Origin of the sequence: Kitasatospora kazusensis, assembly GCF_039529945.1 — a bacterium.
Taxonomy (GTDB): domain Bacteria; phylum Actinomycetota; class Actinomycetes; order Streptomycetales; family Streptomycetaceae; genus Kitasatospora; species Kitasatospora kazusensis.
In genome coordinates this window covers 423705-450590 of the sequence record NZ_BAAANT010000001.1, presented here as the reverse complement: position 1 = coordinate 450590, position 26886 = coordinate 423705, and the positions used below count along the sequence as shown (strand labels likewise).

Here is a 26886-nt window from a genome sequence, read left to right as displayed (position 1 = left end):
GCGCGGCTTCTTCTTCCCCATGCTCTCCATGATGGACATCATCCTTCCGGGGCCGAAGCCCCTGATCTCAGGTGTCCGTCAAAGCGGATCAAGCCCACTCTGCCGTGAGCCGTGCCATGACCTTGTCGGAGCGGCGCTTGCGACTTGCTCGCGCAGCGAGAGCCCCTGTGAGACTTGCAACGGCCAGGGGGGAGAAGGCGGTTACTAGCTGCGCAACTGAGTCCAACTGCAATGGGGGCTCCACGGGGCATCATGGTGATGCGGCTCACGATAGCGCCTTGGGCTCTCCGAGCGACCGCCTCCGGAGGGCGGCCGGTCATCATGGGCTGTGACCTGGTCTTATGCCTGCTGGGCCGGTGCTGCTTGCTCTGCCTCTGAGGGGCCGCTGTTCCCCGTGGTTCCCCGCCCGATCGGGCACAGTTAGGGGCACGGGCTAGACTGCCGGTGCCCTGCGTCGATCGGTGCCACAACCCTAACGTGCCGGTCCGTTGTGGAGGGGGCCAGCCGGTTCGAGTCGGGCCAGGGGGGGCTATCGCGCATGCCCTGCGAATCGGTCTCACACCACACGCCCAAGCTGCCGCCGGCAGATCTCGGGCTGAGCGGGGTGGTTCCCTCCTCGATCGGGCAGCTTCGCCGCACCCGGGTTCTCCAGGGGCCGCCAAGGCTCACGTCGTGACGCTTGCGCTTGGCCTTGGCGGCCCCTGGAGGTTCCGGGTACGCCCTTGGGTGTCCGGTCGAGGAGAGGGCCGTCCCGCGACCCACCACGTTCACCACGACGACGGTGCACCCTCGCGCCTGCCGGCCTCCCCCTCCGAGAGAGGGCCGGGGTGTGGGGCAGAGCCCCATATCTGTCATGGCGGGCTTGCTACAGCCGCGTGCCCGGCGGAGCCGGGCCGGAAGCGGGGCGAAGACAGGAGCGTCGGCCCGGCGGTGAGCCGGGGCGCGCGCGGCGAGCGGTAGCGAGCCGCCTTGAGTAAGTGAAGAAGGTATACGACAGCCCCCGGGGCTGGCCGGTTTCCTGTGCTCCTTGGGCGCCGCGCCGAGTTCGGCAGGTTCGCGGATTCTCCGGATCTTGGAGACTGCACGGCGGTAGCGTCACCCTGGGCAATCAGTCCGTGACTCTCAGACCTGGAGGCATGCCGTGACCGACTCGGCCGATCAAATCAGTGCGAGTTACCCCGTCCCCACCTACCGCTTCAGGGTGGCTGTCGACGGGGAGGAGATGGCCTTCCAGGGCGTCTCAGGCCTGTCGCTGAGCTTCGAAAAGATCGAGTACAGGGATGGCATGGGTGGGCGGTTCCAGATGCCAGGCCAGCGGGAGGCACTGAACATCTCCCTGAAGCGTGGCGTCGTGAGCGGTCAAGCGCAGTTCTACGAGTGGATGAACTCCATCTCCCTGAACAAGGTGGAGAAGAAGGACATCTCCATCAGCCTGACCGACGACGCCGGCACCGGACTCTTCGTGACCTGGAACGTGGTCAACGCGTTCCCCGTCAAGTTGACCGCCCCTGACTTCGATGCAAGCAGCAACGAGATCGCTATCGAGCAGCTGGACCTTGTTGCCGATCGCGTTACCGTGCAGTTCCACCAGTGACGTTCCGTCAACCCGCTGGTCATGCTGCCGACCGCACGGCCGGCGAGACCTGCCCGTAGCCCGGTCTGGCCATAATTCGGGCCGTCATGTCCAGCCACGAGCACGTTCAGCCGTCTCCCATGGGCCACCATGCCGCCTTCCGAGCGAAGCGCGCCAGGTTCCGGGAGGCGGCTGCCTGCTATCCGGCCGCTTTGGCACGACGGTTGTGTTCTGAATCCTGCTGGGCTTCGAGCGGGTAGGCCAGTGCGACGGTCTCGGCGCCGAGGCGGGTCTCTTCGAGCATGAGCGCCCGGCCGTCGGCCTGGCCATAGGTGATGCGGTGGACCACGAGCAGTACAGCGGCTTCGGACAGCCGGAGGGCTTCGCGTTCGTCGGGCTGCGGGACACGGGCGCTGACCTGCTCGCGCCACGTCAGGTCATGGCCTGCGGCAGCGAGGACGGCATACGCCTTGGCTGGGATGACGCCGGGGGTCTTGGCGAGCGGGGTGTTCTCGATGCGTTCCATGGGGAGCCACTGGCGGTGGAGGGCGCGGCCGGGGCCGGCGGGGTCGGTGATCAGGCGGTCGGCGCCGATGAGCAGTTCTTCGGGGTCCATGCCGAGGAGGGGGCCGGTGATGGCGTCGGTGCGTGTTCGGAACACGGCGGGTTCCTCGGCGCTGTCGAACCAGGTGTCGGTGGGGGTCCGGTAGCGGGTGCCGCGCCGGGTGATGGTGCGGTCGATGGTGTGGGTGGGGCCGAGGGCTGTGGTGCGGACGAAGGTTCCCCGGCCCTGCTTCACGTCGAGCTGGCCTTCGCTGCGCAGGGCTGCGACGGCGAGGCGGACGGTGGGGCGGGAGACGCCGTAGAGGGTGGCGAGGTCGGTCTCGGTGGGGAGCTGGGTGCCGGGGGGCCACTCGCCTGAGGCGATGGACTGGCGCATCGCTGTCGCGACCTGCTTGTGGAGTGCCTCGTTGCGGATGATCGCCATGGCTGTGGCCCCTTTGGTGCGGGCGCCGGGGGATGCCCGCTTCGTGTGAGTTCTTTTTTGAGTGGCTGTGGGTGATCGTTCGCCCAGCTCGGGCGGCATGTGGAGAGTCTGTCGTCAGACGCTATGCGTCAAACGTAAGCATGAATCGCTTGCGCTCGGGCGTCAAGCAAGCGCATCATCAGGACAGCAAAGGTAAGTACGTTTGACGACAAGCGTCATGCGCCCTCTGCTGACCTGAGGAGAGTGCCCGATCATGCAGTCCATTCCCGTGGACGGAACCCGGCTCGGCACGATGACCTGCATCGTCGCCCCGGAGGTGCGGATCGCCAACCGGGAGACCGGTGAGGTGAAGAAGGACCGGGACGGTCAGACCGTCTACACGGTCGGCGTCGCGGTGCGCCAGGAGCAGCGGCGGGCGTCGCTGATCGAGATCAGCGTGTCCGGTGAGCCGGTGGGCGTCACCGAGGGCGTGCGGGTCGCCGTGACGGGTCTGACGGCGTTCTCGTGGGCGATGGGTGACCGGCACGGTCTGTCGTTCCGCGCGGACTCCATCACCCCCGCCCCCGCTGCCCCGGCGGCTCCCGCTGCTTCGGCCGCCGGTCGTAAGGGCGGTGACGCGTGAGCCCGCAGAACCGGGTGCGGCTGCGGTCGCTGCTCTGGGCGCTGTCCGACCTGGGCGACGACATCGACCCGTTCGACCCCGACGACTCCGGCACCGTGCTCTTCGAGGAGATCGCCGGCAAGGCGGACCAGGCGGCCGGGCTGGCCCGGGACCTGGCCACCGACGCCCACAACCGCACGGCTGAGAACGGGGGGATGAGCTGATGGCTGTTCAGCTGCTCTGGCTGGGCCTGCTCGCCGTGGTGCTGGGGCTGCTGATCGCCGCCCCGTCCCTGCGCCGCAATCACCCGTACGTCTGGTGGGGCCTGTTCGGCTACCCGCAGGCGGTGTTACGCATCCTGGTGACCTGGCGGCGCCTCACCACGAACGTGGGTCTGGCGGTGCCCCGGCGTCCGGCCCGCGCCATGGTCGGCGGGATGGTCGTCCGGGGTGATCCGTTGAAGCCGATGCCTCCCCGGCTGGGTGTGCCGAAGCTGCGGCGCGGCGGCCTGGCCGTGGGGGTGCGGCTGCATCCGGGGCAGGTCCCCGAGCACGTCACGGCCATCGTCGACGCCCTCACCCACGCCTGGCGGGTGCACTCGCTGCGGGTGGTCTCCGACGCGCGCGGCTTCGTCACCGTGACCGCGCTCGCCTGGGACCCGCTCGCCGCCCCCACCCTCCCGCACACCCTCGGCGCGCAGTTGCTGCGGGCGGTGGTCGGCCTGCTGGAGGACGGCCGGCCGTGGGTGGTCGACTTCCGGAAGGTCCCGCACTGGCTGGTCGTCGGCGCGACGCGCTCCGGCAAGTCCACCCTCATCGCCGCCCTCGTCAAGCAGCTCGCCCCGCAACGGGTGGCGCTGTTCGGGATCGACCTCAAGGGCGGCATGGAACTGTCCCTGTTCGAGGACCGGCTGTCCGCCCTCGCCTCCGACCGCACCCAGGCCGCCCGGCTGCTCGCGGAGCTGGTGGCGGAGGCGCAGGCGCGGATGGAACTGTGCCGCGCGGCCGGTGCTCGGTCCATCTGGGAACTGCCCGCCAAGCTCCGCAAGGTCCCGGTCATCGTGATCGTGGACGAGGTCGCCGAGCTCTACCTGACGGCAACCCGGGACGACAAGGCGGAGGTCGGCGAGATCTCCACGAACCTGCTGCGGCTGGCCCAGCTCGGCGCGGCGCTGGGGGTGCATCTGGTGATCGCCGGTCAGCGGGTCGGCTCCGACCTCGGTCCCGGGGTCACTGCCCTGCGGGCCCAGCTGGCCGGGCGGGTCTGCCACCGGGTGAGCGATCCGGGGACGGCGGAGATGGCGCTCGGCGACCTCGACAAGGACGCCCTGGCCGCCGCCCAGCGGATCACCCTCGCCGAACAGGGCGTCGCGATCACCGCAGGCGACGACGGCCGATGGATGCGGGCCCGCTCGGTGCACGTCACCCCCGCGCAGGCCCGGCGCGCCGCCAGGAAGTACGCGCACCTCGCCCCCTCGTGGCCGGGCCTAGCCGAACCGGAAGTCACCCACGAACCCACCGGCACCGAGCCGGAGGAAGGGGTGTACCTGTGAGCCTCGCCGCGCTCCTGATCTTCATCCTGGCGCTCGTCACCTACCTGCTGGTCCGCTCCGGTGAACTGCGCACCTGGCAGGTCGCGCTGGTCGGCCTGCTCGGGATCTACCTGGACCGGGTCCACTACACCGACCCGATCATCTACGCCGTCACCTGGCTCGCCGAGGGCCTCACCCACACCCACTGAGAGGACTGATCTCCGTGACACCCGCGACAACCACCGGCCGCACCACCACCAGCTCCACCCCGGCGCCTCGCGCCCCACTTCACCTCAATGCTGTCCCCGGCCCGGCTCCCGAACGCCTCGCCTGGCCGGGGCACAGCGCCCACCTGCCCTGGAGACACCCAACATGACCCCCGGCCCCGGCAACCCCTGGACCGACCCCACCGCGCGCCGCGCCCACCTCACCCGTGAGGCGCGGCTGCGCGCACTCCCCGACCTCGACCGCGACCTGGTCCGCCTCGGCGCCATGCCTGACCTCAACCGCTGGCTGGAACAGATCACCGCTACCGGCGGCTGCGCCCACCCCGTCTACCTGACCGGACACAGCACCACCACCGACCGGGCGACCGGTGATGTCCTGCGGCGCTACTCCACCGCCACCGAACCCGGCGGCCGCCTCGCCGTCCGCTGTCGCAACCGCCGCGCGTCCCGCTGCGCGCCCTGCTCCCGTGAGCACTCCGGGGACACCTTCCACCTGGTGCGCGCGGGCCTGTCCGGCGGCAAGGGCGTCCCCGAGTCGGTGCGCACGCATCCCCGGCTGTTCGTTACCCTCACCGCGCCCTCGTTCGGCCCGGTCCACCGCGCCGGTACCTGCCACCCGGTGCGGCGCGGATGCTGCGAGCACGGCGGGCGGCGCGGCTGTGGCCAGGCCCACCCGGACGGTGACGTGGTGACCGGTCAGCCGCTGTGCGCCGGCTGTTATGACTACGTCGGGCACGTGCTGTGGAACTCGGCCGCCCCGGCGCTGTGGAAGGCGTTCCGGGACAACCTGTACCACCACCTGGCCGCCCGCGCCGGGGTCGGCCGGACCGCCGTCCGCTCGCTGGTGAGGGTGTCGGCCGCCAAGGTCGCCGAGTACCAGAAGCGCGGAGCCGTTCACTTCCACGCCGTCATCCGCCTCGACGGACCCGACGGGCCCACCTCCCCGCCCCCGGCCTGGGCCACCACGGACCTGCTGCTGGAAGCGGTCCGGTCGGCGGCCGCCGCCGTGGCGCTGGCACCACCGGACTCGGCCGCCTACAGCGACGTGCGATTGCGGTTCGGCACCCAGCTCGACGCCCACCCGCTCACCGACGGGGACGGCGGGCGGATCACCGACGAAGCGGTGGCGGCGTATGTCGCCAAGTACACGTCCAAGAGCGTGGAGACGGCCGGGGCGGTGGACCGGCGCATCGACTCTTTCGCGGAGATCCGGCACCTGAAGGTCACGTCGCACGTCCGGGCGCTGATCTCGACCGCGTGGCGGCTCGGGGGCCTGCCGGAGCTGGAGCATCTGCGGCTGCGGGCCTGGGCGCACATGCTCGGCTACCGGGGCCACTGCCTCACCAAAACCCGCGCCTACTCCACCACCTACGGCCAGCTGCGGGCCGACCGCGCCGACCACGCCCGCACCCAGGCCGGCGGCCGTGAGCTGTTCGCCGACCGGGACGACGGCACGGTCACCGAAGCCGCCTGGCGCTTCATCGGGACCGGTCACACCCCCGCCGAAGCACTCATCGCCGCCGGAATCGCCGAAGACATCGCCACAAACCGCGAGATCGCGCGGGAAGAGCTGGCGACCAGCTCCCAAGCGGCCCGAAGTGCGGTCAGGAGTCCAGCATGACGACGGTCAAGGTCACTTGGACTCCCGGCAGACAACTGGCCCCCGAGGAGAGAGCTCGCCTGCTACGACTCCTGTTCGGGCCCCGAGTTGAGCAGGCAGACAACGTTCGAAAGACCAGATGACGCGTCAGATCTCGCTATAGGCTGCCGTCAACAATGTGCCCCGGCGACGGCTGCAACCGTCCCGGGGCTGGCCGACCGGTTGGAGTCGACATGGCCAATAAAAGCACACTCGCTCACGGCGCGGCCGGCGTAGTCGCGCGGGCAATCTCAGCTCCCGGGCTGCGTGCGGTGGACTACCTGAGGGTGAGCACCGAGGAGCAGAAGCGGGGCTACGGCATCGCAAGCCAGGGCAAGAAGACCAAGAATCACATTGCTCGCAAGGGCTGGGACCACCAGGGCACCTACAAGGACGAGGGTGTCAGCGGAAGCCTCGAAGCGGCCGACCGGCCAGACCTGAAACGGCTGATGGAAGACGCGGCCAGTGTCTCGCGCACCTTCGACGTAGTGGTGGTCAACGAAGGCCGGGCCATCGGGCGAACCGGACGCGCATTCTGGCGCTGGGTCTGGGCCCTCGAAGACATGGGCATCTTCGTGGCCATCGTGGACGGAGGCATCGACAACACCACCCCAGACGGCCGCCGCGAGATGCGTCGGCAGGCGGACTACGCCGAGACGGAATACGAAACCATCCGCACTCGCACTCAGGGTGGCATCCAGGAGAAGGCGGAAGAGGGCGGACTGACCGGAGGCAAGCCACGGTACGGGTACCGCATCGAGAACCAGGGCCAGAAGGGCCAATCTCGCATCGCCGTCGACCGGTGTGATCACGGAGCAGGCTGCCGGATTGTTCACGAGTACAACGTGCTGCACAGGGCATGGGAGCTGGTTGCCGTGGACAAGCTCAACATTCGCCGTGCAGCGCTCACTCTGAACGCCGAAGGGCTCCTCACCCGGTCTGGCAAGCCTTGGTCCAACAGGAACCTCTGGTCCCGCCTGACGGAGGCCGCCGACGAGCCTCAGGTCGTCTTTCGCCACCCGGGCCGGGCGAAACTTGGGGCGGATGGAACTCCGCTGTACGGAAATACGGTGGTGATCAATCTGGCTCCCCTCTTCACGCCGGAGGAGCGTGGGAGGCTGCGCGCTGCGATGGCCGATAACAGGCGCGGTCGCAAGTCCAGAGGGCCGAACGCGCATTATCCCCTCTCAGGGCACGTCGTCGGCCTGTGCAAAAGCCGATACAGCGGGCTCAAGCGGAAAGAGCGGGACGGCCGGGTCTACCGCTGCGCCGGCAAGGTCGAGAAGCATGCAGGCGCTGCGCTGTGCGCTTGCCCGACTATCAACGCCGACGAACTTGAGAAGCTCGTATGGGAGGAGACGTGCAAGCTCCTCGGTGATCCGAAACGTCTCAAGCTCATGTCCGAGGACTGGCTGAGGCTCGCAGACGGAAACCGCGTCAACTACGACGAACGGATCGCCGATCTTGGTCGCCAGATCGAGGAACAGGAATCGGCTCTGGCCATCACAATGGTTGTAGCTGCCAAGCAGGCAGCGCGACGCGGACTGTCGGGAGAAGCGGCCGAGGAAGCCGTACAGAGGGTATTGAAGCCCCTCGCTGACGAAGTGGGCGGCTTGGTCGAGCTGAGAGACGAAGCCATGGCGTGGAAGGCCGAGACCGAGCTCGCTGAGAAGCGCGCGTCAGACCTCCAGGAACTGGCAAGGGCAGCCCGCACGCGACTCCAGGACATGCCTTCCGACGACCAGGCAGAAGTCCTGGACCTTCTCAACATTCAGGTCACAGTCACCGGCATGCCGCCCATGGGCCGGCGGGTGGACTGCTCGCTGGCGAGGTGGTTCTCAGATCGCGAGCGTGGTGTTCCTGTGCTCTCGGATGCCGCGTGGCGGAAGGTCGAGCCTGTCCTCATGGCCTCGGAGAAGCGCCAGCGGAGCAACCGACTCCCGCACCGGACGGTCCTTGACGCACTTCTCTTCAAAGCCAGGACCGGGGTGCCTTGGGCTGGCCTTCCAGAGGAATTCGGGAACCCAACCGGTCTTCAGACCCGCTACCACCGATGGGTGACCACCGGAGTATGGGCCGAGGCGATGGAGCTGCTCGGGGCAGAGGAGAGCACTCCACTGGCCGAGACGGTCTACCCGCTGCCTCCCATGGAGATCGAGGGCGTGGTTGACCCAAGGCTGTTCGTAGGAGTTGACGGCGCACCCGAGGAAACCGTCCCGGTCGACGTGGTGGACGTGTTCGTGAACTCGTCGCTGGCCGGCGAGGTCGCCGACCAGGCGGTGGCGAAGGGCGCCAAGGCCGTCTGGTTCCAGCTCGACGTGATCGACGAGGCGGCCTACGCCCGGACCCGCGAGGCGGGTCTGGACATGGTGATGAACCGCTGCCCGGCGATCGAGCTGCCACTGCTCTGAGCCGGCATCAGCCACGGATGCCGGCGGAGCCGCTACGCGGCGAGGCGGATCCGCTCGCCCTCCGCGGGGTCGCCGTAGTGGGCCCAGATCGTGTTGAGCTCGTGCTGGTAGTACATCGAGTGCAGGCCGAAGACGAAGATCAGGATCAGCCCGATCCACGGGTTGCAGCTCTCCTGCATCCCTGCGGCGCGCTGCATCTGCGCGATCCGCTTGCCGGTGTTGAAGGTGGAGACGAACGGCGGGACGATCAGCACCCAGCCGATCAGGATCGCCAGGACCGAGACCATCGGGCTGGAGTCGATCCGGGCGTCGAACTCCTTGGCCTCCCGGTTGATCTTGTAGTACCAGACGAAGTGGTAGATCCCGAGTGTGATGAACGGCCAGATCAGCCACACCAGGACGATGTTGCGGTACTTTCCGGCCCGTCCGGTCACAGCGGTCTCCGTAGGCGCAAGGGGATGTGTCTCCCGCTCAGTCTGGGCGCCCGGCGGTGCCCGCGCCCGGTCCGGTGGTCCGTCCGGGCGCGGGGTGGCGGTCAGCCGTCGAGCTGGGTGATGGTGGCGATGGAGGGCCTCCGGGTGAGCTGGAGCTCGCGGGCGGCCGACTCCGCGTCACGGAGCACCCGTACCGCATTGTGCCAGGTCAGCTTCGCCAGATCGCCCTGGGACCAGCCCCGGCCGAGCAGTTCGGCGATCAGGTTGGGGTAGCCGGCGACGTCGTCCAGGCCGGACGGCGTGAACGCCGTGCCGTCGAAGTCCCCGCCGATGCCGATGTGGTCGATCCCGGCCACCTCGCGCATGTGGTCGAGGTGGTCGGCGACGGTGCCCGGGGTGGCGATCGGGCGGGGGTGGCCGGCCTCGAACTCGCGCTGGCAGGCCATCCCGGCAGGTGTGGTGTCGAGGTGGTGGAAGCCGTGCGCGCGCATGTTCTCGTCCGCCGCGAGGGTCCACTCGATGGCGGCGGGCAGGATGAACTTCGGGACGAAGGTGGCCATCGCGACGCCGCCGTTGACGGGCAGCTGGGCGAGTACGTCGTCCGGGACGTTGCGCGGGTGGTCGCAGACGCCGCGCGCGGAGGAGTGCGAGAAGAGGACGGGGGCCTCGGCGACGCGCAGCGCGTCCCGCATGGTGTCGGCGGAGACGTGTGAGAGGTCGACCAGCATGCCGAGCCGGTTCATCTCCCGGACGACCTCCTCGCCGAACCGGGTCAGCCCGCCGGCCACCGGCTTGTCGGTGGCCGAGTCGGCCCAGGGCAGGTTGTCGTTGTGGGTGAGCGTCATGTACCGCACGCCCAGCTGGTGCAGCGCGCGCAGGGTGGCGAGCGAGCAGTCGATGCTGTGGCCGCCCTCGGCACCCATCAGCGAGGCGATCCGCCCCTCGGCGCGGGCCGCCTCCATGTCGTCGGCGGTGAAGGCCAGGCGCAGCCGGTCCGGGTAGCGGTCGGTCAGCGCGCGGACGAAGTCGATCTGCTCCAGGGTCGCGCTGAGCGCGCGGTCGCCGGCGAGGTCGGAGCGGACGTAGACCGACCAGAACTGCGCACCGACCCCGCCCGCGTGGAGCCGGGCGAGGTCGGTGTGCAGCCGGGAGCGCTGGTCGGCGGCCAGGTCGAGCGCGTCGAGGTCGTAGCCGGCCTGTTCGCGCATCGCCCACGGCAGGTCGTTGTGGCCGTCCACCACCGGGGCTTCGCGGAGGACGGCACGGGCCTGGTCGATCAGTTCAGGGGTCATGACCCCTGTTGTACTACTTACCGAAACCGAAGGAGGCGGACCCCGCCACCTTGGCGCGGAGCTTCTTGCCCTTCTCGGTGGCCTGGCTGTTCAGCTCGGTCTGGAAGTCGATCATCCGCTCGGTCAGCTCGGAGTCGAAGGCGGCCAGCGTCCGGACGGCCAGCAGACCGGCGTTGCGGGCACCCGCGATCGAGACGGTGGCGACCGGCACGCCGGCCGGCATCTGGACGATCGACATCAGGCTGTCCATGCCGTCCAGGTACCGCAGCGGCACCGGGACGCCGATCACCGGCAGCGGGGTGACGGAGGCGAGCATGCCCGGCAGGTGGGCGGCGCCGCCGGCGCCCGCGATGATCACCTTGAGGCCGCGCTTGTGGGCGTTCTCGCCGTACGCGATCATCTCGTGCGGCATCCGGTGGGCCGACACGACGTCGACCTCGTACGGGATCTCGAACTCGTCCAGGGCCTGGGCGGCGGCCTCCATCACGGGCCAGTCGGAGTCCGAGCCCATGACGATGCCGACAAGGGGAGCAGTGGGGGTGCTCGTCATTCGGTGATCGTTCCTCGCAGGTAGGCGGCCGCGTGGCGGGCGCGCTCGCGGACGTCGTCGAGGTCGTCCCCGAAGACGTTGACGTGGCCGACCTTGCGGCCGGGCTTCACGTCCTTCCCGTACATGTGGATCCGCAGGCCCGGGTCGCGGGCCATGCAGTGCAGGAAGGCGTGGTACATGTCCGGGTAGTCGCCACCGAGCACGTTGACCATCACGGTCCACTTGGCGCGCGGGCGCGGGTCGCCGAGCGGCAGGTCGAGGACGGCGCGCAGGTGGTTCTCGAACTGCGAGGTGACGGCGCCGTCCTGGGTCCAGTGGCCGGAGTTGTGGGGCCGCATGGCCAGCTCGTTGACCAGGATCCGGCCGTCGCGGGTCTGGAACAGCTCGACCGCGAGGTGGCCGGTGATGTCCAGGTCGCCGGCGATCCGCAGTGCGAGCGCCTGCGCCTCGGCGGCGAGCTCCGGCGCGAGGTCCGGGGCGGGGGCGGTGACCTCGGCGCAGACGCCGTTCTCCTGGAGGCTCTCCACCACCGGGTACGCGACGGCCTGGCCGCTGGGCGAGCGGACCACGTTGGCGGCCAGCTCGCGGAGGAAGTCGACCTTCTCCTCGGCCAGCACCGGGACGCCCGCGAGGAAGGGCGCGGCGGCCTCGGTCTCGTCGGAGACGACCCAGACGCCCTTGCCGTCGTACCCGCCGCGCACGGTCTTCAGGACGACGGGGTAGCCCTCGCCCTCGCCGGCGAAGGCGGTCACGTCCGCCGGGTCGGCGACCAGGCGATGGCGCGGGCAGGGGACGCCGATCGAGTCCAGCTTGGCCCGCATCACGCCCTTGTCCTGGGCGTTCACCAGCGCCTCCGGGCCCGGGCGGACGGCGATGCCGTCCGCCTGCAGGGCGCGCAGGTGCTCGGTGGGAACGTGCTCGTGGTCGAAGGTGATCACGTCACAGCCGGCCGCGAAGCGGCGCAGCGTGTCGAGGTCGCGGTAGTCACCGAGGACGACGTCGGAGACCACCTGCGAGGCGGAGTCCTGGGGAGTGTCCGCGAGGAGCTTGAACCTGACGCCGAGCGGGATGCCCGCCTGGTGCATCATCCGGGCCAGCTGCCCGCCGCCGATCACACCCACCACTGGAAAATTCGCGCTGCCCGTGAAAGTCACGCTGCCCAGGATATCCGGGCCGGTGGGAGCCGTTGTACCGGCGGCCGCGCGACCGCCGCGGCACGACGGGTGCGGACGGGTGTGACCCTCCCCGTGCCGTCCGGTGCCAGGGGGCTCATGGAGTGCTCATCCGGAGCGAGTAGCCTGGATGGCCGGACCCCGGGAAAGCACTATCCGATCATGTGCGCATACGAGGGGCCGTTTCGCGCTGCGCCATCGCGCGAGTTCCGGGCACGCCACCTCGCACGCGAGCACAGGAGACAACACCAGTATGACCACCAGCACCGACACCAACCCCTCGCTGTTCGAGCGGCTCCGGGGGCTCTCGGGTGAAGTGATCAAGTTCGGCGTCGTCGGTGTGGTCGGCGTGGTCGTCAACGCCGGGATCTTCTGGATGTGCCTCCAGGGCACCGGAGCGGTCAAGTCGCTCTCCGGCTTCATCGCCACCTCGGTGGCCATCGGCACCAACTACCTGGGCTACCGCTACTGGCTGTACAAGGACCGGGACGCGGCCTCGCGCAAGCGCGAGATCACGCTCTTCCTGATCTTCAGCGGCATCGGGATGCTGATCGAGAACGGCATCCTCGCCTTCTCGGTGCACGTCCTGCACTACACCTCCTCGTCCAGCCAGCTGATCGCCAAGAACGTGGTCGGCCTCGCGGCCGGCACGATCTTCCGCTTCTTCTCGTACCGCACCTGGGTCTTCAAGGCGATACCCGAGCTGGCGGAGCCCGAGGTCGTCGCGGCGCCCGAGCTGCAGTACGCCAAGTAACGCGGAGCACCGAGCCGGGCGGTACGCGGAGCAGCGCGTCCGGCGGGGCGGGATCCACCACCGAACCACGAGGCCCACCGGGCGGGGAACCGCCGGGTGGGCCTCTTCGTGTGTCCGGGCCGCGCCCGTCCGGTCGCACCTCCCGGCACCACCGCTGCCTACTGCTCCTCCTGCTCCTCTTCCACGGCTTCCTGCGCCGTACGGCTCCGCCCGAGGAAGAGGGCGAAGACCGGCGGGTGGAGCGAGAGCAGTTCCAGCCGTCCGCCGTCCGCCTCGGCGAGGTCACGGGCGACGGCGAGGCCGATGCCGGTGGAGTTGCGGCCGCTGACAGCCCGCTCGAAGACCCGGTTGCCCAGTTCCGGCGGTACGCCCGCGCCCTCGTCCTGGACCTCGGCGACCACCGAGTTGCCGAGCGGCCGGACCCGCAGGGTGATGGTGCCGGCGCCGTGCATCAGCGAGTTCTCGATCAGGGTGGCGAGCACCTGGGCGACCGTGCCGGGGGTGCTGGTCACCAGGACGCCGTGCGGGCCCTCGATCCGCAGGCGGCGGCCGGTCTCGCGGAGCGACGGGCCCCACTCCTCGACCTGCTGCTTGATCACGTCGTCGAGGTCGAAGGTGACGGCCGTCGGGTTGAGCGGATCACGCTGGTTGGTCAGCAGCCGCTGCACCACGTCGGTGAGGCGTTCGACCTGCTGGAGCGCGATCGTCGCCTCCTCCTTGACCGTGTCCGGCTCCTCGGCGAGCGCGGTGATCTCCTCCAGCCGCATGGAGAGGGCGGTCAGCGGTGTGCGCAGCTGGTGCGAGGCGTCGGCCGCGAGCCGGCGCTCGGCCGTGAGCATCCGGGCGATCCGCTCGGCGCTGGTGTCCAGCACCTCGGCGATCCGGTCCAGCTCGGGGACGCCGTAGCGGCGGTCGCGCGGCCGGGGGTCGCCGGAGCCGAGGCGTTCGGCCGTCTCGGCAAGGTCGATCAGCGGGCGGGCGAGCCGCCTGGCCTGCCAGACGGCCAGCGCCACCGCCGCCTGGACGGCGAGCAGGGCCACCACGCCGAGCAGCAGCAGCATGTTGCCGATCTCGTGGTCGACGTCGCTGCGCGACTGGACGACGGTGACCACCTCGCCGCTCGCGCCGGTCTCGGAGGCCGTCAGCGCCGGGCCGGTGACCGGGCGCCCGGCCGCGATCAGGGGCTGGCCGGGGATGTCGACGGTGACGAAGGAACCGTCCGTGACCTGGGCGGCGAACTTCTCCCCGGTGACGGGCTCGCCGGCCGCCAGCCGGCTCTCCACCAGTCCGAGCACCCGCACCGACGCGGCGTCCACCCGGTCGTTGGCGGCGTTGACGATGCTCTGCTTCTCCACCAGCGCGAGGGGTACGCAGAACACCACCACGACCACCAGGACGACGCCCAGCAGTGAGTTGATCATCCTGCGTTTCACGCCGGTACGGCTCTTCTCAGGTCAGGCAACAGGTGCATCGATCGGGACGGGGCATCCGGGGTCGGCCCGCTGCGTCAGTTCTTCGCGTCAGTTCTTCTCGAAGCGGAAGCCGACGCCGCGCACGGTGGCGATGTAGCGCGGGTTGGCCGCGTCGTCGCCGAGCTTCTTGCGGAGCCAGGAGATGTGCATGTCGAGGGTCTTGGTCGAGGTCCACCAGGTGGTGTCCCAGACCTGGCGCATGATCTCCTCGCGGGTGACCACCCGGCCGGCGTCCCGCACCAGGACCCGCAGCAGCTCGAACTCCTTGGCGGAGAGGGTGAGTTCCTCCTCGCCGAGCCAGGCGCGGTGCGATTCGATGTCGATCTTCACGCCGTGTGCGCCGGTGGTGAGCTGGTCGACGTTGCCGCGGCGCAGCAGGGCGCGGACCCGGGCCAGCAGCTCCGCCAGCCGGAACGGCTTGGTGACGTAGTCGTCGGCGCCGGCGTCCAGGCCGACCACGGTGTCCACCTCGTCGGCCCGGGCGGTGAGCACCAGGACGGGGCAGCTCTTGCCGTCGGCGCGCAGTCGGCGGCACACCTCCAGACCGTCCATCTCGGGCAGGCCGAGGTCGAGGACCACGAGGTCGACCTCCTCGGTGAGCCCGGCGTTGAGCGCGGCGGGGCCGTCCTCGCGGACGAGTACCTCGTAGCCCTCGCGTCGCAGCGCACGGGCGAGCGGTTCGGAGATTGCCGGGTCGTCCTCGGCCAGCAGCACACAGGTCATGGGGCGATGGTAGTCCGCTGGGCGCCCGGTGATCAGTCCCCCTGGACAGCCCGCTCGGAATGCCCGGAGCCGCTGTGAGGTAGTTCACAGAGAGTCACCATCGCGGGATGACGGCCGACCGCCGAGCGGCCACCGCCCCTCCCCTTCTTCAGTGCGGATTCGCCGATTCGACCTTGGCTTCAAAGGGGCAAGCCCGGCACTACCATGGATTGGCACCCGCAGAGCCTGGTGCCCTTTGCTGAACTGATACGTATTTCACGGGTTTTGTCCGCCGATATCACCCAAAAGTGCGACGTACAGTGGTCCGGTCCCCGTGTCATGTACTGCGGCCCACCACTGCCACCAGCAGCGGGCGAAGCCGCCGCAGTGCTCGGACCCGTCCGCCTCCACCCCCCTTGGCGGACCGGTCCCACGCAGCAAGGAACCAGATTCATGGCGGCAACGACCCTGGATGTCGACTCCCCCCAGTCGACCTCCCCCAGTGGCGGCAAGACCTTCCTCGGGCACCCCCGTGGCCTCGCCACCCTCTTCATGACCGAGACGTGGGAGCGCTTCAGCTACTACGGCATGCGCGCGCTGCTGGTGCTCTACCTGGTCGCACCGACCGCGAAGGGCGGCCTCGGCTTCAACACCGCGACCGGTCTGGCCATCTACAGCGTCTACACCGCGATGGTCTACCTGCTCGCCCTGCCCGGCGGCTGGCTCAGCGACCGGCTCTGGGGAGCCCGCAAGACGGTCGCCGTCGGCGGCGGCATCATCATGGTCGGCCACTTCCTGCTGGCCGTCCCCGCCGAGGCGTCGTTCTTCGCCGGCCTGGCCCTGATCGCCGTCGGCTCGGGCATGCTCAAGTCCAACATCTCGACGATGGTCGGACACCTCTACCCGGACCGTAACGACGCCCGTCGTGACGGCGGCTTCACGATCTTCTACATGGGCATCAACCTCGGCGCCTTCCTCGCGCCGCTGGTGATCGGCACCGTCGGGCAGAAGGTCAACTGGCACCTGGGCTTCGCGCTCGCCGGTGTCGGCATGGCGATCGGCCTGATCCAGTTCCTGGTCGGCAGCCGCCACCTCAGCAAGGCGAGCGACGTCGTCGCCTCGCCGCTGCCCGCCGCCGAGCGGACCGCGATCCTGCGCAAGGCCGGCCTGTGGCTGGCCGTCGCGGTCGCCTGCTACGCGGCCGTCGGCCTGTCCGGCGTCTTCACCATCAACTGGGTGCTGACCCCGCTGTCGCTCGCCGGCATCGCCATCCCGGTCCTGGTCTTCACCCGGATCAAGCGCGACCCCGAGCTGAGCCAGGACGACACCCGCAAGGTCAGCGGCTTCATCTGGTTCTTCATCGCCGCGGCCGTCTTCTGGATGATCTACGACCAGTCCGGTTCGACCCTGACGGTCTTCGCCTCCGACAACACCGCGGGCACGCTGTTCGGCATCGGCTTCCCCTCCAGCTGGTTCCAGTCGCTGAACCCGCTGTTCATCATGGCGCTGGCCCCCGTGGTGGCGTGGCTCTGGGTGGCGCTCGCCAAGAAGGCGAAGAACCCGAGCACCTCGCGCAAGTTCGTCTACGGCCTGATGGGCATCGGCCTCTCGTTCGCGGTGATGATGGCCGCGATGGCCGCCGCCTCCGGTGGCGTCAAGGTCTCGCCGCTCTGGCTGGCCCTGGTCTACCTGGTCCAGACCGTCGCCGAGCTCTGCCTCTCCCCGGTCGGCCTGTCCGTCACCACCAAGCTGGCCCCGCAGAAGTACGCGAGCCAGATGATGGGCGTCTGGTTCCTGGCGGTCACCGCCGGTGACTGTGTCGCGAGCCTGCTCCAGCAGTTCCTCGGCGACGCCTTCCTGAGCACCGCCTCGTTCGCCGTCCAGGGCACGGCGGCCGCACTGGCCGGCTTCGCGGTCTGGATGTACCGCAAGCGGATCGGCGCCCTGATGGGCGACGTGCACTGACGCACCCGTAACGAAAGAGCGGCCCGGCACGGATTCCCCGTGCCGGGCCGCTCTTTCGTGGCGTCGGGCGCGAGCCCCACGCCCGTGGCGGTTCAGACCTCCCGTACGCCGGCCCGCCAGACGGCGGCGGTCAGCGGGACGCCCGGGCGGTAGGCCAGGTGGACGTGCGAGGGGGCGTCCAGCAGCAGCAGGTCGGCGCGGGCACCGACCGTGATCCGGCCGACGTCGGTACGGCGCAGCGCCCGGGCGCCGCCCACGGTGGCGGCGTGCACGGCCTCGTCGGGGGTCATGCCCATCTCGCGGACGGCGACGGCGACGCAGAAGGCCATCGAGCTGGTGAAGCTGGAACCCGGGTTGCAGTCGGTGGAGAGCGCGACGGTGGCGCCCGCGTCGATCAGACGGCGGGCGTCCGGGTAGGGGGCGCGGGTGGAGAACTCCGCGCCGGGAAGCAGGGTCGCGACGGTGTCGCCGCTCGCCAGCGCGGCCACGTCCGCGTCCGTGAGGTGCGTGCAGTGGTCGGCGGAGGCCGCGCCGAGCTCGACCGCGAGCTGCACGCCCGGGCCGTACGAGAGCTGGTTGGCGTGCACCCGGGGGATCAGGCCGCGCTTCGCCCCGGCGGTCAGGATCGCCCGGGCCTGGTCGCCGTCGAAGGCGCCGTTCTCGCAGAAGACGTCCACCCAGCGGGCGTGCGGGGCACAGGCGTCCAGCATCTCGCCGGTCACCAGGTCGACGTAGCCGGCCGGGTCGTCCGCGTACTCGGGGGCGACGACGTGCGCGCCGAGGTAGGTGGTCTCCGGGGTGTGTGCGGCGGCGATCCGCAGTGCGCGCGCCTCGTCCTCGACGGTCAGGCCGTAGCCGGACTTGCACTCGATGGTGGTGGTGCCCTGGCGCAGCGCCTCGCCGACGAAGCGGGCCAGGTTGGCGTCCAGCTCGGTGTCGGTGGCGGCGCGGGTGGCGGCCACCGTCGTCCGGATGCCGCCGGCGGTGTAGGCCTGACCGGACATCCGGGCGTTGAACTCGGCGGTGCGGTCGCCCGCGAACACCAGGTGGGCGTGCGAGTCGACGAAGCCCGGCAGCAGCGCACGGCCCTCGGCGTCGAACCGTTCGTCGGTGGCGGGCGCGGCAGCGGCCGGGCCGACCCAGGCGATCGTGCCGTGCTCGACCACCACGGCGGCGTCCTGGACGAGGCCGAGGAGGCCGCCGCTGCCCTGGGCGGGATCGTTGGTGACCAGGCTGCCGACGTTGGTGAGGAGGAGGCTCAAGGCTGACCTTTCGAGAGTGGTGCACTACAAGGGGCGCGTGGGGGTACCTCCCGGCCGAAGGCTGGGGGAGAACTGCGCGAAACCGGGAGGCGCGGACCTTCCACCGGTTACGGCGGGTAGTGCCACCGAGGTTCGGTTTCGAGTGCGGCATGGAGATCTTCCGGTTTCGCGCAGTTCCCCGCGCCCCTGAAGAACTCCCCCGCGCCCCTTAAGGAATTCCTCGCCGTTACTGCTGGAGGGCCGCGATCGAGTCGCGGAGGGCGGTCGGGACGTCCGGGACGAGTTGGTGGACGCCGTCGCGGACGATGTGCCGGCCGCCGACCACCACGTGGCGGACGTCCGCGGCCGAGGCGGCGAAGACCGCCGTCTCCGCGCCGAGGGCGGGCCGGGGGCCCGCCGTGCGGACGGAGTCCAGGGCCACCACGGTGAAGTCGGCGAGCGCGCCGGCTTCGATCCGCCCGGCCTCGGGGAGGCCGAGGGAGGCGTGGCCGGCCTCGGCACCCGCGTGCAGCAGCGCGGCGGCCGTCCAGTGCCCGCGGGTGCGGGTCCGCAGGCGTTCGTTCAGCTCCAGCGCGCGGGCCTCCTCGAACGGGTCGATCACCGCGTGGCTGTCGCTGCCGAGGGTGATCGGGCAGCCCGCGCTCGCCAGTTGCCGGGCGGGGCCGATGCCGTCGGCGAGGTCGCGTTCGGTGGTGGGGCACATGCAGATGTTGGTGGCGGACTCCGAGAGCAGCCGGATGTCCTGCTCCGTCAGGTGCGTGGCGTGGACGGCCGAGGTCCGGGGGCCGAGCGCGCCGTGGTCGGCGAGCAGCCTGGTCGGGGTGACGCCGTGGGCGGCGAGGCAGGCCTCGTTCTCGGCGGTCTGCTCGGAGAGGTGGACGTGCAGCGGGGCCTGGGCGGCCTCCGTCCACCGGGCGACGGTGCCCAGTTGGTCGGCGGGCACGGCGCGGACGGAGTGGATCGCCGCGCCGATCCGGGCGTGCCCGGCCGGCTTGAGCGCGGACACCCGCTCCGCCCAGGCCTCGGCGTCGCCGTCGCTGAACCGCAGCTGCGGTTCGGTCACCGCGGCGCCGAAACCGGAGGAGAGGTAGCAGGTGTCCAGCAGGGTGATCCGGATGCCCGCGCGCTCCGCCGCTTCGATCAGCGCGTGGCCCATGGCGTTGGGGTCGCTGTAGCGGGTACCGCCGGGCGCGTGGTGGAGGTAGTGGAACTCGCCCACGTTGGTGATGCCGGCCAGCGCCATCTCGGCGTAGACGGCGGTGGCGAGCGCCAGGTAGCTGTCCGGGTCGAGCGCGCCGGCGAACCGGTACATGGTGTCCCGCCAGGTCCAGAAGGTGCCCGAGCCGACCTGGACGTTGCCGCGCAGCGCGCGGTGGAAGGCGTGCGAGTGGGCGTTGGCCTGGCCGGGCAGCAGCAGGCCGTTCAGCCGGACCGCGCCGGCCGGGCAGGGGCCGCTGTCCGGGGTGACGGCGGCGATGGTGCCGCCGGGGCCGGGCGTGATCAGCACGTCCCGCTCGACCACCGGGCCGTCGGCGTGCGACACCCAGGCGTACTGGGCCCAGTAGGTCAGCTCTTGCATGCGAGGTCCTCCAGGACGTCGGCGAGCGCCGTGACACCCGTCAGGCAGTCGGCCTCCTCGGCGTGCTCGGCCGGGGAGTGCGAGACGCCGGTGGGGTTCCGCACGAACAGCATGGCGGTCGGGATCACCGAGGCCAGGATGCCCGCGTCGTGCCCGGCGCCGGTGGGCAGCACCGGGACGCCGCCGAGGCGCTTGGCCAGGCGGTCGCGCAGCGGACCGTCGAAGTCGACGACCGGCGTGTAGGACTCCCGGGTCAGCTCGACCCGGACGCCGTCCCGCTCGCCCCGCTCGTACGCGGCCTGCCGGATCTCCTCGACCACCTGCTCCAGGGTGGCCTCGTCGGCGGCCCGGGAGTCCAGCCAGCCCCGGATCAGCGAGGCGATGGCGTTGGTGCCGTTGGGTTCGACGGCGACCTTGCCGAAGGTCGCCAGGGCGCCCGCGAGCTTGGCCTTCTTACGGGCGGCGAGCACGGTGTTGGCGTACGTGAGCATCGGGTCGCGGCGGTCCTCGATCCAGGTGGTGCCCGCGTGGTTGGCCTCGCCGTGGAAGTCGAAGCGCCAGCGGCCGTGCGGCCAGATCGCACTGGCCACGCCGACGGGGTGCTCCTGGGTCAGGTAGCGGCCCTGCTCGACGTGCAGTTCGACGAAGGCGCCGATCCGGCCGAGCCGGTCCTCGTCCGCGCCGATCGCGGCGGGGTCGTAGCCGGCCTTCTCCATCGCGTCGGGCAGCCGGACGCCGTCGGCGTCGCGCAGCTCGTACGCCTGCTCGCGGCCGAGCACGCCGGCGGTGAGCCGGGAGCCGATGCAGGCCACGCCGAACCGGGCGCCCTCCTCGTCACCGAAGTTGACGATGGCCAGCGGCTTGTCGAACTCGGCTCCGCGGGAACGGAGTTCGTCCAGCGCGGCGAAGGAGGAGACCACGCCGAGCGGGCCGTCGTAGGCGCCGCCGTCCGGGACGGAGTCCAGGTGCGAGCCGGTGACGACGGCGTCGCCGGCGTTCGGGTCGCCGAGCCAGGCCCACTGGTTGCCGTTGCGGTCCAGCTCGTACGCCAGGCCGCGCGCGCGGGCCTGCTCCTCGAACCAGGCGCGGCACTCGGCGTCGGCGGAGTTCCAGGCGAAGCGGCGGTACCCGCCGGACGAGGCGGAGCGGCCCACGGGGAGCAGCTCCGCCCACATCCGACGGAAGGAGTCCGTCACAGCTCGCCCATGGGGACGCGCACACCGCGCTCGGCCGCGACGTCGCTCGCCAGGTCGTAACCGGCGTCGACGTGCCGGATGACGCCCATGCCCGGGTCGTTGGTGAGCACCCGGCGGATCTTCTCGCCCGCCAGCGCGGTGCCGTCGGCGACCGTGACCTGGCCGGCGTGGATCGAGCGGCCGATGCCGACGCCGCCGCCGTGGTGGATCGAGACCCAGGACGCGCCGGAGGCGACGTTGACCATGGCGTTGAGCAGCGGCCAGTCGGCGATCGCGTCGGAGCCGTCGAGCATCGCCTCGGTCTCGCGGTACGGCGAGGCCACCGAGCCGCAGTCCAGGTGGTCGCGGCCGATCACGATCGGGGCGGACAGCTCACCGGAGGCGACCATGTCGTTGAAGCGCTCGCCGGCCTTGTCGCGCTCGCCGTAGCCGAGCCAGCAGATGCGCGCCGGGAGGCCCTGGAAGTGCACCTTCTCCTGGGCCATCTTGATCCAGCGGTGCAGCGACTCGTTCTCGGGGAAGAGGTCGAGCACGGCCTTGTCGGTCTTGGCGATGTCCTGCGGGTCGCCGGACAGCGCGGCCCAGCGGAACGGGCCCTTGCCCTCGCAGAACAGCGGCCGGATGTACGCCGGGACGAAGCCGGGGAAGGCGAACGCGCGGTCGTAGCCCGCGAGCTGGGCCTCGCCGCGGATCGAGTTGCCGTAGTCGAAGACCTCGGCGCCGGCGTCCATGAAGCCGACCATGGCCTCCACGTGCCGGGCCATCGACTCGCGCGAGCGCTGGGTGAACTCGGCCGGCTTGGCGGCCGCGTAGTCCGCCATGTCGTCGAAGTCGACGCCGATCGGGAGGTAGGCCAGCGGGTCGTGGGCGCTGGTCTGGTCGGTGACGATGTCGATCGGGGCGTCCATCGACAGCAGCTGCGGGAAGAGCTCGGCGGCGTTGCCGAGCAGGCCGATCGAGAGCGGCTGCTTCTTGTCGCGGGCGTCGGTGGCCAGCTCCAGGGCGTGGGCGAGGCTGGTGGCCTCGACGTCCAGGTAGCGGTGCTCGATCCGGCGGGCGATCCGGGACGGGTCGCAGTCGATACAGATCGCCACGCCGCCGTTCATGGTGACGGCGAGCGGCTGGGCGCCACCCATGCCGCCGAGACCGGCGGTCAGCGTGATGGTGCCGGCCAGGGTGCCGTTGAACTTCTTGTTCGCGACGGCGGAGAAGGTCTCGTACGTGCCCTGGAGGATGCCCTGGGTGCCGATGTAGATCCAGGACCCGGCGGTCATCTGGCCGTACATGGTGAGCCCGAGGTTCTCCAGGCGGCGGAACTCCTCCCAGTTGGCCCAGTCGCCGACCAGGTTGGAGTTGGCGATCAGTACGCGCGGCGCCCACTCGTGGGTCTGCATCACGCCGACCGGACGGCCGGACTGGACGAGCATCGTCTCGTCCTGCTTGAGCGTCTGGAGCGTGCGCACCATCGCGTCGAACGAGCGCCAGTCGCGGGCCGCCTTGCCGGTGCCGCCGTAGACGACCAGCTTCGACGGGTGCTCGGCAACCTCGGGGTCGAGGTTGTTCATGAGCATCCGCAGGGCCGCCTCCTGCTGCCACCCCTGCGTGGTCAGGTTCGTCCCACGCGCCGCGCGCACCTCGCGCGGACCACTGCCCGCCTGCTGCTGCACCATGCTCCCGGCCTCCTTGCGGATGGATTCATTCAAGACTGACAAGACTGAATATATCCAATCAGTCCGCCTTCGGCCAGACCTCGGCACTGCACACGACATACGCACACACCGCGGGCGTGGGTGGGAGCCACGCCCGGACAGCCACCCGAACAGGGCAGCGACTGCATACCGCTATTCAGAACCCGAGGTCAGGCCGCCGCGTCCCCGTCCCAGTCGATGCCGTTCTCGGCGAGCCAGCGGCGGTCGGCGGCGTCCGGATCGGCGGGCTCGGCCGGGCGGGGCGGGCGGGGGATCTCCTGGACGGGCCCCAGGCCGTACTTCTCGGCGGCGGCGGAGGCGGCCGGGTTCGGTTCGATGACGCCGACGTGCACGGCGCCCTCGTCACCCGGTTCGAGGATGGTGAGCTTCGGATCGGGCGGGCGGCGCAGCGCGATGCGGCGGCCGCAGGTCGGGCAGGACCACTCGTCGGCCCCGCTGGCGAGTCTTCCGGTCAGCTTCATCTCGTGGATCACACGCATGACGAACCCCCCGTCCGGCCCCGGCGGTGGGGCCTGCTGAGGGGATGCCCGCTCACCGGCCGCTCCAGCCACGTCTACGCCAACCTGTGTCCATTTTCCGGGCGCGGGCCGGCCGGGCAGAGGCGCACGGGGACACCTGGTCAGGTCGGCCGCTACTCCAGGAAGAGCCCCCGCGCCGCCGCCGACTGCTCGATCGACTCCAGGCGGGCCTCCGCACCGGGGAGTTCGTCGCACATGGTCTGCAACAGGACCCGGCCGAGCATCATCGGCGCGCACGCGGTGTCGAAGACCAGCCCGGTGCCGACGGCGGCCGGGAGCAGCAGGTCGGAGAGCTTGGCGACGGGCGCGAACGCGCTGTCGGCGACGGTGAGGACGGTCAGCCCGCAGGCGCGGGCCGCGACCAGCGCGTCCATCAGCTCGCGCGGGTACCGCGGCAGCGCGAAGCAGAGCACCGCGGTGGCCCCCGCGGAGGCGGCCTGTTCGAGGCGGTCGGCGAGCATGCTGCCGCCCTCGTCGAGCAGCCGGACGTCCGGGTGCACCTTGGCGGCGAAGTAGGCGAAGCCGCGCGCCTGCGCCGACGCGGCCCGCAGGCCGATCACCGGCAGCGGCCGGGAGGCGGCCAGCAGCCTGGCCGCCCGGACGATCGGCTCCGGGTCGGCGAGCAGGTCGGCGAGCAGCCGCAGGTGGGCGATCTCGGCCAGCACCGCCTGCTGGTGCTCGTTGCGCACCACGTCGGCGGGGCTCTCGGGCGCGCCCTGCTCACCCGCGCCGAGGCCGAGTTCGCGGAGCTGCTTGCGCAGCGCGGGGTAGCCGTCGAAACCGAGGGCCACCGCGAACCGGGTGACGGAGGGCTGGCTGACACCCGCGAGTTCGGCGACCTCGACGCTGGAGAGGAACGGCGCCTCGGTGGCGTGCCGGACCAGCGAGTGCGCGATCCGGCGCTGGGTCGGGGTGAGCCGGTGCCCCTCGAACAGCTGGAGCAGCCGGGCCGAGGGCCCGACGGTACCGGTCTCGTCCGTCGCGGTCATCGGTCTCTCCTCCGAACGGTGGAACTGGGACGCGCGAACGCGTGCTCAGCAGCGTGCAGCAGTCCTGGCAGGTGGGCAACGACGTCTCGTACGGCGGGACAACGCCCGGCGACCCTGAGTGGCCCCTGATTTGTCCCTGAGAACGGGGGTTCCGGATGGACCGGGCCGCCGGGCGGCGGCCACCATGAGCGCATGGACACTCGCCAGGACGAAGTGAAGCGTGATCTCGACGCCGCCGTGCAGACCCGCAAGGAGCTGGGCAAGGAGTACGAGGCGGAGATCGTCGACTCCTTCCTGGCCCGGCTGGACAGCCGGCTGGACGCCCGGGTCGAGCAGCGGGTCGCCGAGCGGCTGGCCGGGGACAGCCCGCGCAAGCCGGGCAAGGACGGTACCAGCCAGCAGTTCAAGCTGCAGGTGGTGTCGCTGGCCATGGGCATTCCGCTGTCCGGCATCGCCGGGGGCCTCGGCGGCCTCACCGGCCTGGTGGTCTGCTGGGCCGGGATCGTCGGGGTCAACGTGGCCGGAGCCCTGTCCGACCGGCGTACGTCCCGGGAGCGCGCTCGGGGCGAGTGGTCCTGAACGCAATCGGGTTCCCAAGGGGCGCGGGGAACTGCGCGAAACCGGAAGTGACGGCGCCGCACCTTCCGCTTCGCGCAGTTCCCCGCGCCCCTGTTGTGGCTACCGTGAGCCGACCGCAGGTCAGGCCAGCGGGCCGGTGACGTTCTCGACGGCGCGGACCACGTCGCCGGAGGCGACCAGCGCGGCGGCGGCCTCCAGGTCCGGCGAGAGGTAGCGGTCCCGGCCGGGGCCCTCGACGCCGGCCGCGCGGGCGGCGGCGACGGCGGCGGCGGTGGCGGGGGCCAGCGGGCCGCTGCCGTTGTCGAGGCGGATCTCCAGCGCGCGGGCCGAGGCGGTCAGCTCGACGGCGAGGATCCGGCCGAGGTTCTCGACGGCCTGGCGCAGCTTGCGCGCGGCCGACCAGCCCATCGACACGTGGTCCTCCTGCATCGCGGAGGACGGGATCGAGTCCACCGAGGCCGGGACGGCGAGGCGCTTGTTCTCGCTGACCAGGGCGGCCTGGGTGTACTGGGCGATCATCAGACCGGAGTCCACGCCCGGGTCGTCGGCCAGGAAGGCCGGCAGGCCGTGCGAGCGGGCCTTGTCGAGCAGCCGGTCGGTGCGGCGCTCGGAGATCGAGCCGAGGTCGGCGGCGGCGATGGCGAGGAAGTCCAGCACGTACGCGACCGGGGCGCCGTGGAAGTTGCCGTTGGACTCGACGCGGCCGTCCGGGAGCACGACGGGGTTGTCGACCGAGGCGGCCAGCTCGCGGGAGGCGACCAGTGCGGCGTGCGCGAGGGTGTCGCGGCCGGCGCCGGCCACCTGCGGGGCGCAGCGGATCGAGTAGGCGTCCTGGACGCGCGGCTTGTCGTCCTGGTGGTGCCCGGTCAGGGCGGAGTCCTTGAGGACGGCCAGCATGTTGGCGGCGCTGAGCGCCTGGCCCGGGTGCGGGCGGATCACGGAGTGCAGCTCGGGGGCGAGCACCTTGTCGGTGCCGAGCAGGGCCTCCAGCGACATCGCGGCGGTGATGTCGGCGGTGGTGAACAGCCGGGAGAGGTCGGCGATGGCCATCACCAGCATGCCGAGCATGCCGTCGGTGCCGTTGATGAGGGCCAGGCCCTCCTTCTCCAGCAGCTCGACGGGGGTGATGCCGGCCTCGGCGAGCAGCTCGCCGGCGTCGCGCTCGGTGCCGTCCGGGCCGAAGGCGGTGCCCTCGCCCATCAGGACCAGCGCGCAGTGCGAGAGCGGCGCCAGGTCGCCGGAGCAGCCGAGCGAGCCGAACTCGCGGACGGCGGGGGTGATGCCCGCGTTCAGGACGGCGGCCATCGTCTGGGCGACCAGCGGACGCACGCCCGTACGGCCGGAGGCGAGGGTCTTCATCCGCAGGAACATCAGCGCGCGGACCACCTCGCGCTCGACGACCGGGCCCATGCCGGCGGCGTGCGAGCGGACCAGCGAGCGCTGCAGCTGGGCGCGCAGCTCCGGGCTGATGTGGCGGACGGCGAGCGCGCCGAAACCGGTGGAGACACCGTAGACGGGGCGCGGTTCGGCCGCGAGGGCCTCGATCCGGGCGCGGGCGGTCGCCATCTCGGCGAGCGCGTCCGGTCCGATCTCGACCCGGGCGTTGCCACGCGCGACGGCGAGCACGTCCTCGGCACTGACATCGGCCTTACCGACCTGGACGAGCGGCGCGTCGGGGTCCACAGCACTGTGCATATCCATATACACAATCACACCAGGTGAATGAAGATATGACAACCTGCC

23 protein-coding genes and 2 pseudogenes are annotated in these 26886 nt (G+C 70.9%); 11 read left to right on the top strand and 14 right to left on the bottom strand.

What is annotated here, in order from left to right; translation table 11 throughout:
- The first annotated feature begins 1141 nt into the window (after positions 1-1141).
- Positions 1142-1594, top strand: a complete 453-nt coding sequence (locus tag ABD330_RS02135) for a phage tail protein (RefSeq protein ID WP_344460002.1) — start codon at positions 1142-1144, stop codon at positions 1592-1594.
- Between the two features lie 178 nt (positions 1595-1772).
- Here ABD330_RS02135 and ABD330_RS02130 read toward each other — a convergent pair whose 3' ends face one another.
- The gene (locus tag ABD330_RS02130; RefSeq protein WP_344460000.1) at positions 1773-2561 is read right to left on the bottom strand and encodes a GntR family transcriptional regulator; all 789 of its coding nucleotides are present in this window, start codon (positions 2559-2561) and stop codon (positions 1773-1775) included.
- A 253-nt stretch (positions 2562-2814) separates the two neighbouring features.
- On the opposite strand from ABD330_RS02130, the gene ABD330_RS02125 reads away from it, so the two are divergent.
- The 7 genes and pseudogenes from ABD330_RS02125 to ABD330_RS02095 form a co-directional block, all read left to right on the top strand.
- Positions 2815-3183, top strand: a complete 369-nt coding sequence (locus ABD330_RS02125; protein WP_344459999.1) for an SCO3933 family regulatory protein — start codon at positions 2815-2817, stop codon at positions 3181-3183.
- On the top strand, positions 3180-3386 hold the full coding sequence (locus ABD330_RS02120; protein ID WP_344459997.1) for a hypothetical protein: 207 nt from the start codon (positions 3180-3182) through the stop codon (positions 3384-3386). The genes ABD330_RS02125 and ABD330_RS02120 overlap by 4 nt, the downstream gene beginning before the upstream one ends.
- Positions 3386-4714 carry an FtsK/SpoIIIE domain-containing protein gene (locus ABD330_RS02115; protein ID WP_344459995.1) on the top strand — a complete coding sequence of 443 codons (1329 nt, stop codon included), beginning with the start codon at positions 3386-3388 and terminating at the stop codon, positions 4712-4714. Before ABD330_RS02120 ends, ABD330_RS02115 begins: the two co-directional genes overlap by 1 nt.
- A complete protein-coding gene (locus tag ABD330_RS02110; RefSeq protein WP_344459994.1) occupies positions 4711-4902 on the top strand; it encodes a hypothetical protein in 192 nt (63 codons plus the stop codon). Before ABD330_RS02115 ends, ABD330_RS02110 begins: the two co-directional genes overlap by 4 nt.
- Before the next feature lie 163 nt (positions 4903-5065).
- Positions 5066-6541: a replication initiator gene (locus ABD330_RS02105; RefSeq protein WP_344459992.1), complete on the top strand. Its 1476-nt coding sequence runs from the start codon at positions 5066-5068 to the stop codon at positions 6539-6541.
- Positions 6542-6696: 155 nt separating this feature from the next.
- Positions 6697-8628: pseudogene (locus ABD330_RS02100) on the top strand (recombinase family protein); the annotation flags it as partial.
- A 147-nt stretch (positions 8629-8775) separates the two neighbouring features.
- Positions 8776-8970: pseudogene (locus ABD330_RS02095) on the top strand (CoA-binding protein); the annotation flags it as partial.
- A gap of 32 nt (positions 8971-9002) precedes the next feature.
- Here ABD330_RS02095 and ABD330_RS02090 read toward each other — a convergent pair.
- From ABD330_RS02090 to ABD330_RS02075, 4 genes are all read right to left on the bottom strand, one after another.
- Positions 9003-9404, bottom strand: coding sequence for a DUF4234 domain-containing protein (locus ABD330_RS02090; RefSeq protein WP_344459991.1), 402 nt, complete (start codon positions 9402-9404; stop codon positions 9003-9005).
- 101 nt (positions 9405-9505) lie between these two features.
- The gene (locus tag ABD330_RS02085) at positions 9506-10696 is read right to left on the bottom strand and encodes a dipeptidase (RefSeq protein WP_344459989.1); all 1191 of its coding nucleotides are present in this window, start codon (positions 10694-10696) and stop codon (positions 9506-9508) included.
- A 13-nt stretch (positions 10697-10709) separates the two neighbouring features.
- Entirely contained in the window at positions 10710-11246 is a 537-nt protein-coding gene (gene purE / locus ABD330_RS02080) for a 5-(carboxyamino)imidazole ribonucleotide mutase (protein WP_344459987.1), read from the bottom strand.
- Positions 11243-12400: a 5-(carboxyamino)imidazole ribonucleotide synthase gene (locus tag ABD330_RS02075; RefSeq protein WP_344459986.1), complete on the bottom strand. Its 1158-nt coding sequence runs from the start codon at positions 12398-12400 to the stop codon at positions 11243-11245. Before ABD330_RS02075 ends, purE begins: the two co-directional genes overlap by 4 nt.
- Before the next feature lie 271 nt (positions 12401-12671).
- Here ABD330_RS02075 and ABD330_RS02070 point away from each other — a divergent pair, with 271 nt between their 5' ends.
- Positions 12672-13172 carry a GtrA family protein gene (locus ABD330_RS02070; protein WP_344459984.1) on the top strand — a complete coding sequence of 167 codons (501 nt, stop codon included), beginning with the start codon at positions 12672-12674 and terminating at the stop codon, positions 13170-13172.
- A gap of 158 nt (positions 13173-13330) precedes the next feature.
- Here the strand turns inward: ABD330_RS02070 and ABD330_RS02065 are convergent, their stop codons facing one another.
- Positions 13331-14605 (bottom strand): ATP-binding protein, encoded by a 1275-nt coding sequence (locus ABD330_RS02065; RefSeq protein ID WP_344459983.1) that lies wholly within the window; start codon positions 14603-14605, stop codon positions 13331-13333.
- Between the two features lie 87 nt (positions 14606-14692).
- Complete coding sequence (locus tag ABD330_RS02060) at positions 14693-15367, bottom strand: response regulator transcription factor (protein ID WP_280719586.1); 675 nt, start codon at positions 15365-15367, stop codon at positions 14693-14695.
- Positions 15368-15799: 432 nt separating this feature from the next.
- Between ABD330_RS02060 and ABD330_RS02055 the strand changes: the two genes are divergently transcribed.
- Positions 15800-17311 carry a peptide MFS transporter gene (locus tag ABD330_RS02055; RefSeq protein WP_344459981.1) on the top strand — a complete coding sequence of 504 codons (1512 nt, stop codon included), beginning with the start codon at positions 15800-15802 and terminating at the stop codon, positions 17309-17311.
- 92 nt (positions 17312-17403) lie between these two features.
- On the opposite strand, the gene hutI is transcribed toward ABD330_RS02055, so the two are convergent.
- The 6 genes from hutI to ABD330_RS02025 all read right to left on the bottom strand — a co-directional run bounded on the left by hutI (position 17404) and on the right by ABD330_RS02025 (position 24564).
- Positions 17404-18573 (bottom strand): imidazolonepropionase, encoded by a 1170-nt coding sequence (gene hutI / locus ABD330_RS02050; RefSeq protein WP_344459979.1) that lies wholly within the window; start codon positions 18571-18573, stop codon positions 17404-17406.
- Positions 18574-18799: 226 nt separating this feature from the next.
- Positions 18800-20152, bottom strand: a complete 1353-nt coding sequence (locus ABD330_RS02045) for a formimidoylglutamate deiminase (protein ID WP_344459977.1) — start codon at positions 20150-20152, stop codon at positions 18800-18802.
- Positions 20140-21327, bottom strand: a complete 1188-nt coding sequence (locus ABD330_RS02040) for an allantoate amidohydrolase (protein ID WP_344460041.1) — start codon at positions 21325-21327, stop codon at positions 20140-20142. Before ABD330_RS02040 ends, ABD330_RS02045 begins: the two co-directional genes overlap by 13 nt.
- A 17-nt stretch (positions 21328-21344) precedes the next feature.
- A complete protein-coding gene (gene hutU / locus ABD330_RS02035; RefSeq protein WP_344459976.1) occupies positions 21345-23018 on the bottom strand; it encodes a urocanate hydratase in 1674 nt (557 codons plus the stop codon).
- Positions 23019-23206: 188 nt separating this feature from the next.
- Complete coding sequence (locus ABD330_RS02030) at positions 23207-23536, bottom strand: hypothetical protein (protein ID WP_344459974.1); 330 nt, start codon at positions 23534-23536, stop codon at positions 23207-23209.
- A 152-nt stretch (positions 23537-23688) separates the two neighbouring features.
- A complete protein-coding gene (locus tag ABD330_RS02025; RefSeq protein WP_344459973.1) occupies positions 23689-24564 on the bottom strand; it encodes a MurR/RpiR family transcriptional regulator in 876 nt (291 codons plus the stop codon).
- 192 nt (positions 24565-24756) lie between these two features.
- Here ABD330_RS02025 and ABD330_RS02020 point away from each other — a divergent pair, with 192 nt between their 5' ends.
- Positions 24757-25143 carry a hypothetical protein gene (locus ABD330_RS02020; protein ID WP_344459971.1) on the top strand — a complete coding sequence of 129 codons (387 nt, stop codon included), beginning with the start codon at positions 24757-24759 and terminating at the stop codon, positions 25141-25143.
- 120 nt (positions 25144-25263) lie between these two features.
- Here ABD330_RS02020 and hutH read toward each other — a convergent pair whose 3' ends face one another.
- Positions 25264-26844 carry a histidine ammonia-lyase gene (gene hutH / locus ABD330_RS02015; RefSeq protein ID WP_344459970.1) on the bottom strand — a complete coding sequence of 527 codons (1581 nt, stop codon included), beginning with the start codon at positions 26842-26844 and terminating at the stop codon, positions 25264-25266.
- Positions 26845-26886 lie beyond the last annotated feature (42 nt).

Bases quoted from the DNA above. Each gene is read 5' to 3' on its own strand.
- hutU (WP_344459976.1), bottom strand. From the start codon at position 23,018: ATGGTGCAGCAGCAGGCGGGCAGTGGTCCGCGCGAGGTGCGCGCGGCG.
- ABD330_RS02115 (WP_344459995.1), top strand. From the start codon at position 3,386: ATGGCTGTTCAGCTGCTCTGGCTGGGCCTGCTCGCCGTGGTGCTGGGG.
- ABD330_RS02040 (WP_344460041.1), bottom strand. From the start codon at position 21,327: ATGTGGGCGGAGCTGCTCCCCGTGGGCCGCTCCGCCTCGTCCGGCGGG.
- ABD330_RS02060 (WP_280719586.1), bottom strand. From the start codon at position 15,367: ATGACCTGTGTGCTGCTGGCCGAGGACGACCCGGCAATCTCCGAACCG.
- ABD330_RS02030 (WP_344459974.1), bottom strand. From the start codon at position 23,536: ATGCGTGTGATCCACGAGATGAAGCTGACCGGAAGACTCGCCAGCGGG.
- ABD330_RS02105 (WP_344459992.1), top strand. From the start codon at position 5,066: ATGACCCCCGGCCCCGGCAACCCCTGGACCGACCCCACCGCGCGCCGC.
- ABD330_RS02130 (WP_344460000.1), bottom strand. From the start codon at position 2,561: ATGGCGATCATCCGCAACGAGGCACTCCACAAGCAGGTCGCGACAGCG.
- ABD330_RS02020 (WP_344459971.1), top strand. From the start codon at position 24,757: ATGGACACTCGCCAGGACGAAGTGAAGCGTGATCTCGACGCCGCCGTG.
- ABD330_RS02055 (WP_344459981.1), top strand. From the start codon at position 15,800: ATGGCGGCAACGACCCTGGATGTCGACTCCCCCCAGTCGACCTCCCCC.
- ABD330_RS02085 (WP_344459989.1), bottom strand. From the start codon at position 10,696: ATGACCCCTGAACTGATCGACCAGGCCCGTGCCGTCCTCCGCGAAGCC.
- ABD330_RS02070 (WP_344459984.1), top strand. From the start codon at position 12,672: ATGACCACCAGCACCGACACCAACCCCTCGCTGTTCGAGCGGCTCCGG.
- ABD330_RS02045 (WP_344459977.1), bottom strand. From the start codon at position 20,152: ATGCAAGAGCTGACCTACTGGGCCCAGTACGCCTGGGTGTCGCACGCC.
- hutH (WP_344459970.1), bottom strand. From the start codon at position 26,844: ATGGATATGCACAGTGCTGTGGACCCCGACGCGCCGCTCGTCCAGGTC.
- ABD330_RS02025 (WP_344459973.1), bottom strand. From the start codon at position 24,564: ATGACCGCGACGGACGAGACCGGTACCGTCGGGCCCTCGGCCCGGCTG.
- ABD330_RS02125 (WP_344459999.1), top strand. From the start codon at position 2,815: ATGCAGTCCATTCCCGTGGACGGAACCCGGCTCGGCACGATGACCTGC.
- purE (WP_344459987.1), bottom strand. From the start codon at position 11,246: ATGACGAGCACCCCCACTGCTCCCCTTGTCGGCATCGTCATGGGCTCG.